This is a genomic window from Deinococcus rhizophilus, from assembly GCF_030271215.1.
In the GTDB taxonomy this organism is placed as follows: domain Bacteria; phylum Deinococcota; class Deinococci; order Deinococcales; family Deinococcaceae; genus Deinococcus; species Deinococcus rhizophilus.
Genome location: NZ_JASNGB010000001.1, coordinates 1 through 12,821 on the forward strand (window position 1 = coordinate 1; position 12,821 = coordinate 12,821).

Sequence of the window (12,821 nt, forward strand, 5' to 3'; positions counted from 1 at the left end):
GCGGATGGTCAGGACGCCGGAAGGCGCGGCCTGGGCCGCCGCCATCCCCAGGGAGAGAGCCGCCAGGGTCAGCAGCCGCCTCACAGGTCGATCTCCCCGGTGGGGGCGGCCCTGTTCATGGCGTCGAGCTGAGACTGTGCGGCCGTCCGGCGCCGGGTCGTTGCCGCGTGGTCAATCTCGATCTCGAGGTCGCCATGCTCGACGTGCAGGCGGACCACGTCCCCCTCCCGCACACCACGCGGCAGGCTGGCGAGGTCCCAGTCCGCAGTCGTGCCGTCAGGCAGTTCAATGCGGGCAACGTTGCCCTCGATGCCGTCCACGGTGATCTGGGTCGGCCCGGCGAGGGTGGGTGGGGTGTCGTCCCGGTCGTGGGAGGAGTGATCTCGGTTCATGCTGCAAAGTAGCGCGATCGGCTCAGGGATACAGCTCAAATCCGCTGGCTTGGAGTGCCTGCTCCAGCGCCCGCTTGGCCAGTTGCAGCTCGGCCGAGCTGCTTGCCTCGAAGTACACCTTGATGGGCCGCCCCGGGCGAGAGCGTGCAACATCCCAGGTCACTCCTGACAGCGCGTCCTGCGACCCGATCTGCTGAAGGGCCGCTTTGACCGCCTTCTCAGGGATGCCCGCGTGGAGAGCCATATCGTCTTTGATCACGCAGCAACTTAGCGCAGTCTGAGCCCCTTCAAGCAGGCGCTCGCCACGGTCCGGACATCACTCGGATGAGACCGGCGCCGTGGCGGCAGATGCTCGCTCCTGGTTCAGCGCCAGTAGTCGGGCCAGGACCTCGTCATCACTCAGGGGCCATGTCCAGCCGTAAGCAGCGGCGACAGCCTGGTCAAGACGTTGATGAGCTTTCAGGAGGGCGTGGGCGGGGTGAGTGGCATCCGGATGCGCCCGCAGCGCCACCACGGCGTTGTAGAGCCCCGTAAGCGTCGCCTTGGGGTCCTGCGCCAGCAGATGGTCCCGGAGCTGCACGACGTAACGCGCGGCCTTCTCCACCTCGGCTTTCACCTCGTCCGTGGCATGGGGGAAGGGGAAGGTCTCGAAGCAGGTGGACGGGGTGTACCGCAGGTCATTGCCCACCCCCATGAAAGTTCCCATTGTCTGAGCCCATGCCCGGTGGAAGCTGGAAGCCAGCACGCCGAGGGTAAAGTCGTCGTCGCGGGCAACGACCACGACTTGGCTGTCTGGCAAGGTGCCTTCGGGCAGCCACACCGGCAGCAGGTGCTTGGCGACGCGGGGGATGCCGATGAAGCGGCGTAGACCCGCCGTCGCAGCCCGCATCTCGGGACGGGAGCGCTGGTGCAACCACCACCTCTCCCTCGAAGCGCGGTCACTGTTTTTCTCCCGCTCGGGCTTCACCTGCTCGACCACGTACTCGAAGGGCGCGACGTACTGGGCGGCTTCCTCCTTGGTCATCTGGCCGAAGTCCACAATCCAGCGCCCGCTGGGACGGCGGGTGAGGTCCATTCCGTTCACCCAGGGCTTGACCACGTCGGCGTTGCTGACCCCGTCGGGGTTGGGCAGGGTGAGCCACTGCCGGGCGACTTCGCCGGGAATGTCGAAGTCCCCGCCCTTCTGGGTGCCGATAAAGCTCAGCCCCGCGTTCTCCGGGAGGGGCACGGCGGCGCTCACGTCCACGCGAGCGCTGAGGTCGGCGTTGATGGTGGGAACGACCTCGCCGTTCAGCCGCTTGACCGACTCGGCGCCGTCATCGAAGGCGAAGAGGCTCACCCGCACCGCAGCTCCATCCTGCGCCCAGGGCTCGTCGGGCCAGGCCACGAAGATGTCTCCGGTCGCCTTGACGCGCTCCAGCACCACCCGGTTCTTGCCCCCCCGGATGCTGTTGGTGGTGACGAACCCGGCCCGCTTCGTGACCCCGGCCTCCACCATCGCCCGAGCCTTTTCCGGCCAGTAGCAGACGAGGTCGCTCTGCCCCGGCAGGCGGTCGCCGTACACGCGGCGCAGGGTGTCGGTGTACCCGCGCCCCAATCCCCCGACCATCTTCTTGTCGCCCAGGAAGGGGGGATTGCCGATGATGAACTCGGCTTCGGGCCACTCGGCTTCGCTGCCGTCCTCGTTGAGCAGGGCGTCCCGGTGCTGGATGGTGTCGAGCCGCTGGAGCACGGGCGTCTCCCACTCCCCGCCGTGCGCGGCTTTCCACTGGAAATGGGCAATCCAGACCGACACGCTTGCCAGCTCATGCGCAAACGGCTCGACCTCAATGCCCAGGAGCTGCCGGGGGTGCACCTTCGGCGGCATCGCGAACGGCCCCGCGCCCAACTCGAAAGCCAGCGAGCGCACCTCGTGCTCCAGGTCGAGGAGCTGCCCCAGCGTCACCACCAGAAAGTTGCCGCTGCCGCAGGCCGGGTCGAGCACCGTCACCCGCGCGAGGCGGTCGTGAAAGCCGCGCACCACCTCCAGCGCCGCAGCCTTCCCGCCCCGCTTGCTGCTGAGCGCATCCGCCTGCGCCTTCACCTCGGTCCACTCCCGGCGCAGGGGCACCATCACCACCGGCTCCACGACGCGCAGAATGTCGCCCACGCCCGTGTAGTGCGCGCCGCGCTTGCTGCGCGTGGCCGCGTCCAGGCTGTTCTCGAACAGCGTGCCGAAAATGGCGGGCTCGACCTCGGCCCAGTCCAGGGTCGCGGCGACCAGCAGCGCGTCGGCATCCTCCCGCGTGATGCCCAAGGCGGCAGAGTCGTCGAACAACCCACCGTTGAAATGCCGGATGTCGGTGCCCCAGAACTCGCCGCCGCCCTGCATGGCGCTGAACAGCTCCTGGAAGTAGCCCTGGGACCGGTCTGGGTACTCGCGGGCACGCTTCAGCAGACGGGTCAGCAGGCCGCGCTCCAGCAGGCCGACGTCCTCGGCAAACATCGCAAAGACGACGCGCATCAGGAAGTGGGCGGCCTGGGTCTGGGGCATGCCACGGGCCGCGAGCGCCTGCGCCACCTCACCCACGCGGGCGGTGGCGTCCTGGGTGACGCGCTCGCGGAGCTGCCGGGGGTCGAGTTTGCCGGGATCACGGAAGCAGGCGCGTAGCGCGGTGAGGGCAGTCAGGTCACCGCCGACCGGCGCGTCGCGCTCGAGGTCGTCGAGGGTGAGGCGGATGACCCTGGGGCTGCTGCCGGTGAAGTTGGTGTGGATCTCGGTGGTGCTCAGGTCGCTGACCAGCAGCAGGGGCGGGTTGCCCAGCTCTCGGGCGTACAGCAGGGCCTGCTGCAGGGCCTTCCCCAGGCTCTTGCCCTTGGCCTTGTACTCGACGACGAAGTGGCCGCGCTTGAACACGTCGGCGTACCCGGTCTCGCCGGTGCCCGCCTTCTTGACGTGCTTCTCGAAGGCGTAGTCGTCGCCAGTCAGGTCGCTCGTGGGAGTTGGCTCGCCGAGCAGAGCGCAGAGGTCACGCCAGTGCTCCTGGTAGGCCGCGCGTTCGCTCAGTCGGGGAGCCAGCTCACGCCATTTGGTGGCGAACTCCTGTGGAGTCACTGCCGCTCCTTGGGTTGAACGATCAGTTCCAAATCGAGTGCGTCCAAGACGTCGAGGAGGCTCTGCGGGATCAGCCCGCGCTTTCGCGTCAGCACTGCGGTCACCGAAGGGGGCTTGATCCCCAGTTTTTGGGCCAGGGCGGCGTGAGTGAATCCCTTGGCCTGACGCGCCGATTCCAGCGCGTTCTTCAAACCCTGTTCGGTCGGCGACAGCAGCTCCATCGGACCAGTGTAGTAGACAATCCGACTATTGACAATAGTAGACATATCGCCTACTATACAGACACCAAAGCGGGAGGGCCTAGGAAACCAAGACCCGCTTTGGAATCCACCGTTTGAAGAGGATCGCCATGCAGGATACCAGCCCCATCAGCGTCACCCGCACCTGGAAGCTCGACCTCTACGCCGACTACGGCGACGGCTCCAGCGCCCGCGTCTTCGTCGCTACCCGCACCGTCACCCTCAGCGGGGGCCGCGACGAGCAGGGCCACGCTCTTCCCATCGTCGCCACGGTGGATGGCGCTGAAGTCCCCACCGAAGAAGCGGTCCAACTCCTGACCTGGGCCAAGCGCGACGGCCGCGCCACTCTGCTGAGCGACGAGCGCTCCATCCCCACCATCGGCAAGGCTCAGGGCTGTGAGCTTCACCGCGAACTGGGCCGCCTGGGCTACCGGAACCACTACAGCGTGGCCGGGGAGGCCCTGGAGCGCCCCGTCGCCAGCCTCGCCACTCTGACCGCGCAGGAAGCCGGGGTCGTCCGCAGCTACGCCTACGGCCAGCTCGGGCTGACCACCGGGAGCGTGGCCGCATGACCCGCCTCACCCCCGAGTTGCTGGAGGCCGCCACCGCCGAACTGGTCAGGGCCACCCGCGAGTACACCCGCAGCGCCCAGATGGAGGCCGATGTGCGCTTCGAGCTGGAGTTCGCCGAGGCCCACACGGTGACGGACGGTGTCGAGGGCCGCAACGAGGCCGAGCGCAAGGCCAGCCTCCGCCTCTCCCTGGCCGAGGAGTACAGCGCCCTCAAGGCGGCGCAGGATGGCCTGCGGGACGCCCGGCGCGACCTCGACGTGGCCCAGGCGATGCTCAACACCCTGCGCTATCAGCTCCGCCTGATGGAAGTCCTGCGGGAGGTGGCCCTGTGATCCCCTCCTTCCGGCTGGGCCGCTCCCAGCGGCACGCGGCGGCGGCTGCCCTCGCCGCCATCCTGCGCCGGGAGGGGGACGAGGCCTCTCCCCTACCCGGCACCCTCCAGCGCCGTCTGGGGGAGGTCCGCGACATGCAGGCCCTCCTGGCTGGCAGCGGCGAGGCGCTCGAAGTCCACCGCGCCCTGCTCGCCGGATGCTGCGCGTATATGGCCGTGCACCTGGACCGCGACGAGCTGAACGACCTCGCCCAGGAACTACGCCGGGAGTACCGCGTGAGCCGGGGCGATGCCTCGGTTCGCCTGCACGCGCCCAGCCCCGCCTCCGCCGCCGTGAAGGCCGCGCCCCTTCTGGGCGTCGAGGCCGAGACGGCGGTGCAGGTGAGCAACGTCCACTGGGAGGTGTTCGTCACCCGCGAGGGCGTCGGCACCTTCGGGTATCAGGACACCCTGATCGTCGAGGCGGTGGCCTGATGCGGCGCCCCGATCTGGAGGCCGCGCGGGCGGAAGCCCTCGCCGCCCTGGGCCGGGGTGCCGAGCGCACCCTGGAGAGGCTGGAGGCAGTTGGGTTGGCCGTCGTGCGGTTGGCCGACCTGCCCGCCTCCGACGCGGGCCGCCGCACCCTCACCGACGTCGAGATCATCATCCCCGAGGACTGGCGGGAGCCGTTCGCCCTGATCGTGGAGGCCGGGAGCGATGTCCTCGAACTCCATGCCCTGATCGCCGCCGTGCCTGCCGTCCGCGAGGCCGTCCAGCTCGGCCGCATCATGGGCCACCGCGTGGACGTGGAGATCGACGAGGCTGAGGGCCTGGTCATGCGGGCCTGGACGGTGGAGCTGTGAACGGCGAGCGCGAGACGCTGGGCACGGCCGTTTACAACCTCGACGACGACACCTTGCGCTGGAGCCCCGGCGCCCGCCTGGACGCCGACGAGTACGCCCGGACCCGCGCGGCTGGGTTCAAGTGGTGGCGCAGCTCGGAGGCGTGGGTGGCGAGGTGGACGACCCGCCGCGAGGACTTCCTGCTGGAGTTTGTGGAGGAGATCGGGCACGAGGCCGACCCCGACGACCCGGATGCCAGAATCACCCGCTTCGCGGGCCGCGCCGCCGCTGCCGAGGGACGGTCTGACGAACGGGCGCGGGCCGCCATGCAGGGCCTGCCCCCGATGGGCGAGCCGATCAAGGTCGGGCACCACTCCGAGGGGCGGCATCGCCGGGCCATTGAGCGCAGTGATCAGAACATGCGTAGGGCGGTCGAGGAGGGCCGCAAGGCGGAGTACTGGCGCGGCAGGGCGGCGGGCGCGGAGCGCCGGGCCAGGCAGAAGAGCGACCCCGGCGTGATCCGGCGCCGGATCGAGAAGCTGGAAGCGGAGCGGCGCGTGATACAGCGGTCGCTCGCAGATCTGGAGGCGCGTCCACCCACTCCGGAGACGCAGGCCTCGTGGGACCGCAGCGTGACCCACTGGCGGCGCTGGGCCGAGCACCTGGACCTGCGGCTGGAGTTCGAGCGGGCACGGCTAGCCAGCCTGAACCCGGAGCCGTTCGCGCCGGTCACGGCATACAAGAAGGGGGATGTGGTGGACACCAAGCGCTACGGGCGCTGCGAGGTGGTGCGCGTGGGGCCGAAGAACGTCAAGGTCCGGCAGATCACGGGGCCGACGAAGGGCTGGGAGTGGGCGGTGCCGCCGCACGAGCTGCGGCCCGTGCCTCCGGAGGAGCCGTCTACCAGCGGTTGACACCCCAAGAGAAAGACCCCGAGTCCGCGGACTCGGGGCCTTCTGCTGTGGCCTTCAGACGGCCTGCGCGACCCACTGCGCCTTGCTCTTGAACCGGGCGCCGCTGACCTTCTCGCGGTAGGCCTCGGCCTCTTGGCCGGTGAGCAGCTCCAGCTGCACCGCCTCGCCGTCGAGCACGAGTTGGCCGGGGTCGCGCCCCACCCGCACCACGATCCAGAATTGCTTCCCGTCGGCGTCCTGGGCGAGCGAGGCGAGCCAGCCCCCGCCCAGGCGCTTCCCGGCCTCGGCCGCTTCCTGCTTGTTGCGGTAGGTGGTGGCCGGGGTCCACGACAGGTGCACCAGGGGGTTGTCGCCCTCGGGGCTGGTGGCCGCCGCCACGGCGCTCAGATCGCCGCCGCAGGGCGGCCCCCACTGGATAACGGCCTTGCCGGACTTCGCGGCCTGGACGGGCGCGGTGGGGGCGGGCTCCTCGACGGCGGGCTCGGCCTCGACTTCCTCGACGACCGCTTCTTCCTCGACCGGCTGGCTGCGCAGCTCGTCGGCGAGTGCCAGGGCCTCGGCGCGTTCCTCGGCTTCGAGACGGGCCAGCTCCTCGGCCTGCGCGATGAAGCCCTTGATCTGGCCGGGCGTCACGCGCTGGCGCTCGCCTGCCGTCACAAGGAAGAAGTCCTTGCTGGTGCGCTCGACCGTGATGCCGTGCTCGGCGGCCTGGGCGATGAGGAGGTCTTTGGCTTCGGCGGTCATGGGGTTCTTCTTCATGGCCTAAGTATGCCAGATGTGGCAGAGTAAGTCAAGCACCCGAAAACGAAAAACACTGTCTGGGACGGTGGGGATCGGTTCAACCCTTCGGTTTGTGGGCGGCAGCGCCCGTGGGCATTCGGCCGGGATGGGGCGCTTCAGGTCGGATAAGCCAAGTTCCCAAAGACTGCCAAGCAGGAAGATGTCCAGCGGCGGCCCACGCCTTGGCTGTGCGGTCGGGAACGTCGTGCAGTTTCGCCCACTCGCTGACGAGAATGGCGGGCCTCTGATCGTTGGGCATGGGGGCTCCTGGGACGCCTGCGGTGGTTCTGGGCGTCCCGCCAAGTCTGCCAGATGGGGCTGAGTTAGTCAAAAGGCGCGTCTTGATTGCGGGGGGGGTGGTGAACAAAAAAAGCCCCCTCCGCCCCAGCCGCGAGGGCCAGGGGGAGGGGGCAATCAGATCAGAGGGGTTGGGCGACTCGACGATTCACCACCGCCCGGTACAGCGTCTCCAGCAGCTCGATGATCCGGCCTTTCACCCGCCCCGCGAACGGCCTCAGGTAAGCGGGCAGCAGCGGCATCACGTAGCGGTCCCACAGCACGCCGTACACCAGCAGCACCAGTGCCCGGGCGTTCGTACTCTCGATGACCGGCAGCGCATGGACGGCCGCCGACACGATGGTCATGACGGTGACGCCGAGCGCTGCCGCCTCGGGGAGCGTGATGCGCCGGTCCCCGTAGGCCGCCCGCGCCTGGGCCACGCCCGCCAGGATCGGCACCAGCAGGGTGTCCAGCAGGCTGGCGAGCTGCTCGTCGGTTGCAGGGGTAGGGGCCGGAGCAGGCGCGGTGGGGAGGGACTGGTGGGTACGGATGCGGGGCTGGACGGGCGGCGCAAGGACGATCTGAGTCCGGGTGCGCTGGCGCTCGACGAGGATGGCGTCACGCAGGCGGGCGCGTTCGCGGGCGGCGGCAGTGGCGGCAGTGATGCGGGGGTCTACGGACATGGGGCACCTCCAGGGTGCGGGAAGGCGAGCCCCCCGCCGTGGGGCAGGGGGCTGGGGCTTACGTCAGGTGTGTCGCAGGGGGTGGCCGATTACTCTCCCGATTCCGGCACGTATCAGTCAGTGCTTGAAGGGGGCGTCGGGCTGCTTCGTGTCCCACAGGCTGAGCGCCCAGCCCTCTGGCGTCGGCGTGCCCTCGTGCTCTTGGGCGAGCTTGAGTGCTTGAGCGCGATCTGCGCTGGCCGCGTCAAAGTCGGGGAACGGCCCAACGTGCGTGTCGGGGCTGGGCATGGCGTAGTTGAAGTACCAGGGGAGCGCGTGCCAGCGGCACCAATACCAACCGGGGCGTGAGGCGGCGACCGCCTCGATATGGATGCCCTCAAAGTGCCGTCTGGCGGCTTCCTCCTGCGCCCGGTCAAGCTCCATGTCGGCGCGGTACACAGCGTCCGAGCACTCGTGGCAGACAGGGGTGCCCTCGCAGGAGGTAGTCGCTGGTTTTCCGCAGAGGTCGCACATGCGAGCCTCGCGGGCCAACTTCTCCCGGCGCGAGTCCTCTGCGGCCTCCGCCATATCGCGTGCGGTCAATTCCCGCACCTCATCCCAGTCCACGCGGTCTTGGAGGCGAGTAGAGGCCTTGTGCTCACGGTCGGTCATAGGTTCCTCCTTTCCAGCATCGTATACCCTTTCGGCCTATGTATCAACCTTTTTGGCCTATACTCGCTTCATGGCCCGTAGACCAGAACGGATGACGTACCCTGTCGGGGTGAATGATGAGATACGCGCTCGCATCCGCGCCGAGATTGCGAAGCAAGGCGTGAGTCAGGCGGAGGCGGCGCGGCAGATGGGGCTAGAACCACAGGAACTCAACCGGGCACTCCAGGGGCGCGGGAAGATCGCCCCAGTGTGGCAAACGATTCTCGACCACTTCGGACTGGAACTGACCGTGCGAGAGAAGCCCGGCCAGAGCGAGTAGCCCTGGCCGATACCTGTCCCGCTACCGGCACGTATCGGGGAGCTACTTGGGCGGAATGATGCTCAGGTCTATGGGCTTGTTCCAGTCGCGGGTGAGCAGCGTCACGCCCACCCGTCCATGTGGCTTCTGTGCCCAGCCTCCCGCGTGAATCAGGCCCTCGTGCTGGCACAGCATTTCCACCAGTTCCTCCGGGCTGCACGCCTCCTCAGTCCACGCCACGGCGATGAGGTCCAGATCACGGTGCAGGCTGCCATGCACGGCCAGCGCGTACCCATGCAGATATGCCCGCTGAATCAGCGGCGCGAGCGGTGGGCTGGGAGGCGTCACCTCGTCAATCCCTCCCTCCCGATCAGAGCGGTGAATGAGGGTGGCGAGGCGCAGGTGGGCATGGCCGATGACCTTCTGCGGTTTGGATTCCGTCATGTGTCTCCTGTGGCCGATTCTGTGTGGCGTCAGCGCACCGGGCCGTCCGTGCCTAGTTGGGTCACGTCGGCCGGGGTCATCGGGCGCAGGTCGTCCATCGGGAAGTCGGGCGGGGGCTCGAAGGGGAAGTCCAGCGGCTGGGCGGTCGTGGGCACCTCCACCGTCACCTGCGGGGGCGGGGTCGTGACGACCACCGGGGCAGGCTGCATCCGCCCCAGGGCCTCGAACAGCGCGGCGAGGGTGGCCTCCTGCGAGGTGGCCTGGGCCTGCACTCCGGCCGTCTGCCTGCGGGTCTTGTACGCGACGTACCCGGACGCGATCACCGCCAGCACCACGCCCAGCGTCATCCCCGCGAACGGGGGCGCGAGGGTCACCCCCGCCGTGGTCGCCAGTCCGCCCAGCAGCAGGGCACCGAGTCCCGCGCCCAGGGCGAGGCTCAGGGCCACCACCGCGAGGTCGCGGGGCACCTTGCCCAGCCGGGCCAGGACCGTCTTCACGAACTCGGTGATGTAGACATGCGCGACCACGTAGGCCGCCAGAAAGAGCAAGCCGGGCACGCCCAGCGCCTGAATCACTTGCAGCTCCACGGTCAGACCTCCCTTTCCGCGAGGCGGCTCTCGGGCACCCGGTAAATCTTGGGCCGCCCGTCTGCCTGCACCAGCAGCCGCCCGTCCGCGCTGACCGGGATGCTGACCACCTCGCCGGGCCGCACGCTGCCGTCCCCGTTCCGCACGGCGGCCCAGATGTAGACCGGGCCTGCGGGCGTGGGGGGAGGGGGTGGGGCAGGCGGGGTGATGGGGACCGGCCCCGCGTCCCGCCACGCGGCCTGCCGCACGCCGGGCAGCGGGTCGGTCCACTGAAAATGCATCCCGTCACTCACATCCCAGCGCCCGCCCCACTCCCAGCCGCAGCGCTCGAACACCTCGACGACCTCGCGGTCGATGCCCATGCGCTCGTGCGGGATGCCGTACCCGTTCCAGGCGGCCTCGACGTCAATGGCGGCGCCGTACGCGTGCACGGACACCGGCCTGCGGGGGTCGTGCAGCATGTGGCGGGGGGCGAACGCGCCGGAGTAGGTGCGCAGGCGGGTGTGCAGGTTCCGGGCGACCAGCTCGGCCCAGGTGGCCCGGAACACGGGCGCGACCAGGCGGTGCAGGCGGATGGTCCGGACCTGCTGGTCCCCGAACGGGGGGAACCCCGGCAGCTCGGCGGTGGGAATCTCCACCAGGTTCTGCCGGGTCCACATGGGGCCGGGGGTGAACCACCCGCGCTGGGTGGGATGGGGCGTGGAATCCAGCAGCGGGTTGCCGTAGGCGGCGATCAGCTCGGCCTGGGTCGCGCCGCCGGGTCGCTGCTTGATGGCGGCGGCGAAGTCAAAGTTGCTCATCAGCACTGTCTCCCAGCCGGTCCAGCAGGTCGCTGGCGCGGCGTTTGATCTGCTCCCAGTCGAAGACCCCGGAGCGAATGTCCCGCAGAAAATCCAGCACGACCTTGTGGTCGAGCCGCAGCGTCTTCATCTCGGACTCGACGCGGGCCAGGCGGTTGTCGGTCGCCTGCTGCTGCTCGCGCAACTCCTTGAGCTGCCCGTCCAGCCGGTCGCGGTCGGCTACCACCCGCAGGTAGGTGGTGTCCTTGCTTTTGCCCAGCAGGGTCCAGGCCCCAATCACCACGCCGCCGATGCCCGAGATGGAGCCGAGAATCTGCCCCACGGTCAGCTCAGGCCCGGCCACGCTCCACCTCCCGCAGGTAGTCGGCGCGGGCGCGGAGGTCGATGGCGGTCCAGACGCAGTGGACGGCAGCGAAGAGGCAGACGAGCGTGAAGGCGTTCCAGCCCAGCGTGAGGTAGGACGCCGCGCCGATGGTCACGTACAGCAGCGAGGCGGTCATCATCCCGAACTGCGCCACGCGGGGGCGGCGGGCGAGCAGCAGCCCCAGCCCGACCGCGAGAAAGATCGCAGGCCACACCCACCCCGGAAGCTGGAAGCCGCCCCAGATTTCGAGCACCCACAGGGTCGGTTTGGCGACCGGGGCGGTGAGGTGCAGGGCGAGGCCGACCATGATCTGCCCGGTCTGCACCTGGGTGCGGTAGCGCCGTTCCATCAGCGGACCCACGGCGCCCCCTGAATCGGGACGCCCACCCAGACGTTCGGGGCCGCCCGGTCCCGCACGTAGGCCGGGGAGAGGACCCAGTAGGTCACCCGGCGGGGATACCCGCCCCCCAGCCGGAAGTACCCGATGGGGGGCAGGACGCCGCCGTGCTTGGTGATGATCCGCGCCAGCCGCCCGGCATTGCGCGGGCAGGCGTCCGGCAGGCGAATCTCGATCAGGTACTGCTTGAGCCAGGATTTATAGCCGGTCCAGCGGGCCTCCACCGCGCACTCGGGTGGGGAGTAGGCGGGGATGGGGGGTGTGGTCGCCAGGGCGAGAGTGTTCGCCCGTGCGGGGGGCGCGAGCGTGCAGAGGGCCGCCCCCAGGAGCAGGGCGGCGCGGAGGGGGTAACGCATGGGACTCCGATCTCCCGGCAGAAAACGCCCGCCCAGGGCGGGAGCCGGGGCGGGGAGCAGGGTCTAGTGGCGGTAGAAGGGCAGCCAGATGCCCTGATCGTCCTTGGCCTCCAGCACAGAGCCGGTGAGGGGCGTGACGCGAATGGACACCTGCCCGGTCATCGTGCTCAGGATTTGTCCGTGTTTGCCACCGAGGTCCGGGCCGTAGGTGGAGTCGGGGCGTGCATGGCGAACATGGGCATCCCCCTGGCCGGGGCGGATGCGGACGATGACCGTGCCGTCTGCCTGCGGCTCAGCCACGGCGTAGGGATGGGGGCCGGGTTGAGCCGCGCCGGGCGTGCGGGGAGCAGCGGGGGGCGTGGGCTGGGTATGCCAGCCGAGGAGTCGGGCGAGCCAATCGGGAATCATGGTGAGCCTCCGGGGGCACCGGCTAGGAGCGTGGCCCACAGCCGCCGAGGGAGCGGTGGGCCAACAGAGAACCCCCGCATGGGGCGGGGGCTGAATCGCTTAGGCGTGTCGCTGCTGACCGATTTTTAGCCTGATAGCGGCACGTATCGGGGAGCGATACGGGGATTCCCGTTTCGGGGGTCTATCGGGATTCCGATGGACGGGGGGCATGAAAAACCGCCCCGGCGAGGGGGGCGGCTGACCGTAGTAGCCCAACGCAGGCACCACAGCCCGGTGTTGCTCGGAACGTTCTCAGGCGTCCACCTAAAGGCTACCCGATGCTGTGTGGGGTCGTGCTATCTCAGACAGGTGCGTGCTCTGTGGGTCGGTATTGGCTCGGCTGTTCTCGTGGCTGTCGTCGTAGCGTTGACG

At 69.2% G+C, this 12,821-nt stretch carries 20 protein-coding genes; 6 read left to right on the plus strand and 14 right to left on the minus strand.

The window, feature by feature from the left end:
• Positions 1-80 precede the first annotated feature (80 nt).
• The 4 genes from QOL99_RS00005 to QOL99_RS00020 are packed head-to-tail and all read right to left on the minus strand — an operon-like array spanning position 81 to position 3,707.
• Positions 81-392 carry a DUF3006 domain-containing protein gene (locus QOL99_RS00005; protein ID WP_104990833.1) on the minus strand — a complete coding sequence of 104 codons (312 nt, stop codon included), beginning with the start codon at positions 390-392 and terminating at the stop codon, positions 81-83.
• Between the two features lie 22 nt (positions 393-414).
• Positions 415-651, minus strand: a complete 237-nt coding sequence (locus QOL99_RS00010; RefSeq protein WP_285520571.1) for a hypothetical protein — start codon at positions 649-651, stop codon at positions 415-417.
• Between the two features lie 57 nt (positions 652-708).
• On the minus strand, positions 709-3,486 hold the full coding sequence (locus QOL99_RS00015; protein ID WP_285520572.1) for a class I SAM-dependent DNA methyltransferase: 2,778 nt from the start codon (positions 3,484-3,486) through the stop codon (positions 709-711).
• Positions 3,483-3,707, minus strand: a complete 225-nt coding sequence (locus tag QOL99_RS00020; protein WP_285520573.1) for an XRE family transcriptional regulator — start codon at positions 3,705-3,707, stop codon at positions 3,483-3,485. The genes QOL99_RS00015 and QOL99_RS00020 overlap by 4 nt, the downstream gene beginning before the upstream one ends.
• 113 nt (positions 3,708-3,820) lie before the next feature.
• On the opposite strand from QOL99_RS00020, the gene QOL99_RS00025 reads away from it, so the two are divergent.
• Genes QOL99_RS00025 through QOL99_RS00045 form a run of 5 tightly spaced genes read left to right on the plus strand, consistent with a single transcriptional unit; the run spans position 3,821 to position 6,363 of the window.
• Entirely contained in the window at positions 3,821-4,297 is a 477-nt protein-coding gene (locus tag QOL99_RS00025; RefSeq protein WP_285520574.1) for a hypothetical protein, read from the plus strand.
• On the plus strand, positions 4,294-4,629 hold the full coding sequence (locus QOL99_RS00030; protein WP_285520575.1) for a hypothetical protein: 336 nt from the start codon (positions 4,294-4,296) through the stop codon (positions 4,627-4,629). The genes QOL99_RS00025 and QOL99_RS00030 overlap by 4 nt, the downstream gene beginning before the upstream one ends.
• A complete protein-coding gene (locus tag QOL99_RS00035; RefSeq protein WP_285520576.1) occupies positions 4,626-5,102 on the plus strand; it encodes a BTB/POZ domain-containing protein in 477 nt (158 codons plus the stop codon). The genes QOL99_RS00030 and QOL99_RS00035 overlap by 4 nt, the downstream gene beginning before the upstream one ends.
• Positions 5,102-5,470: a hypothetical protein gene (locus tag QOL99_RS00040; protein WP_285520577.1), complete on the plus strand. Its 369-nt coding sequence runs from the start codon at positions 5,102-5,104 to the stop codon at positions 5,468-5,470. Before QOL99_RS00035 ends, QOL99_RS00040 begins: the two co-directional genes overlap by 1 nt.
• A complete protein-coding gene (locus QOL99_RS00045) occupies positions 5,467-6,363 on the plus strand; it encodes a DUF3560 domain-containing protein (protein WP_285520578.1) in 897 nt (298 codons plus the stop codon). The genes QOL99_RS00040 and QOL99_RS00045 overlap by 4 nt, the downstream gene beginning before the upstream one ends.
• 54 nt (positions 6,364-6,417) lie before the next feature.
• On the opposite strand, the gene QOL99_RS00050 is transcribed toward QOL99_RS00045, so the two are convergent.
• From QOL99_RS00050 to QOL99_RS00060, 3 genes are all read right to left on the minus strand, one after another.
• The gene (locus QOL99_RS00050; protein WP_285520579.1) at positions 6,418-7,122 is read right to left on the minus strand and encodes a hypothetical protein; all 705 of its coding nucleotides are present in this window, start codon (positions 7,120-7,122) and stop codon (positions 6,418-6,420) included.
• Positions 7,123-7,562: 440 nt separating this feature from the next.
• Positions 7,563-8,105, minus strand: a complete 543-nt coding sequence (locus QOL99_RS00055; RefSeq protein WP_285520580.1) for a hypothetical protein — start codon at positions 8,103-8,105, stop codon at positions 7,563-7,565.
• 117 nt (positions 8,106-8,222) lie between these two features.
• Complete coding sequence (locus QOL99_RS00060; protein ID WP_285520581.1) at positions 8,223-8,756, minus strand: hypothetical protein; 534 nt, start codon at positions 8,754-8,756, stop codon at positions 8,223-8,225.
• A gap of 109 nt (positions 8,757-8,865) precedes the next feature.
• On the opposite strand from QOL99_RS00060, the gene QOL99_RS00065 reads away from it, so the two are divergent.
• Entirely contained in the window at positions 8,866-9,075 is a 210-nt protein-coding gene (locus QOL99_RS00065) for a helix-turn-helix domain-containing protein (protein WP_285520582.1), read from the plus strand.
• A 42-nt stretch (positions 9,076-9,117) separates the two neighbouring features.
• Here QOL99_RS00065 and QOL99_RS00070 read toward each other — a convergent pair whose 3' ends face one another.
• From QOL99_RS00070 to QOL99_RS00100, 7 genes are all read right to left on the minus strand, one after another.
• Positions 9,118-9,498 carry a hypothetical protein gene (locus tag QOL99_RS00070; protein WP_285520583.1) on the minus strand — a complete coding sequence of 127 codons (381 nt, stop codon included), beginning with the start codon at positions 9,496-9,498 and terminating at the stop codon, positions 9,118-9,120.
• A gap of 29 nt (positions 9,499-9,527) precedes the next feature.
• Complete coding sequence (locus QOL99_RS00075) at positions 9,528-10,085, minus strand: hypothetical protein (protein ID WP_285520584.1); 558 nt, start codon at positions 10,083-10,085, stop codon at positions 9,528-9,530.
• Positions 10,086-10,087: 2 nt separating this feature from the next.
• On the minus strand, positions 10,088-10,885 hold the full coding sequence (locus tag QOL99_RS00080) for a M15 family metallopeptidase (protein WP_285520585.1): 798 nt from the start codon (positions 10,883-10,885) through the stop codon (positions 10,088-10,090).
• Positions 10,872-11,228: a hypothetical protein gene (locus QOL99_RS00085; RefSeq protein WP_285520586.1), complete on the minus strand. Its 357-nt coding sequence runs from the start codon at positions 11,226-11,228 to the stop codon at positions 10,872-10,874. Before QOL99_RS00085 ends, QOL99_RS00080 begins: the two co-directional genes overlap by 14 nt.
• Positions 11,215-11,610, minus strand: coding sequence for a hypothetical protein (locus QOL99_RS00090; protein ID WP_285520587.1), 396 nt, complete (start codon positions 11,608-11,610; stop codon positions 11,215-11,217). The genes QOL99_RS00085 and QOL99_RS00090 overlap by 14 nt, the downstream gene beginning before the upstream one ends.
• Positions 11,598-12,002, minus strand: a complete 405-nt coding sequence (locus QOL99_RS00095) for a hypothetical protein (protein ID WP_285520588.1) — start codon at positions 12,000-12,002, stop codon at positions 11,598-11,600. The genes QOL99_RS00090 and QOL99_RS00095 overlap by 13 nt, the downstream gene beginning before the upstream one ends.
• 63 nt (positions 12,003-12,065) lie before the next feature.
• A complete protein-coding gene (locus QOL99_RS00100) occupies positions 12,066-12,410 on the minus strand; it encodes a hypothetical protein (RefSeq protein ID WP_285520589.1) in 345 nt (114 codons plus the stop codon).
• Positions 12,411-12,821 lie beyond the last annotated feature (411 nt).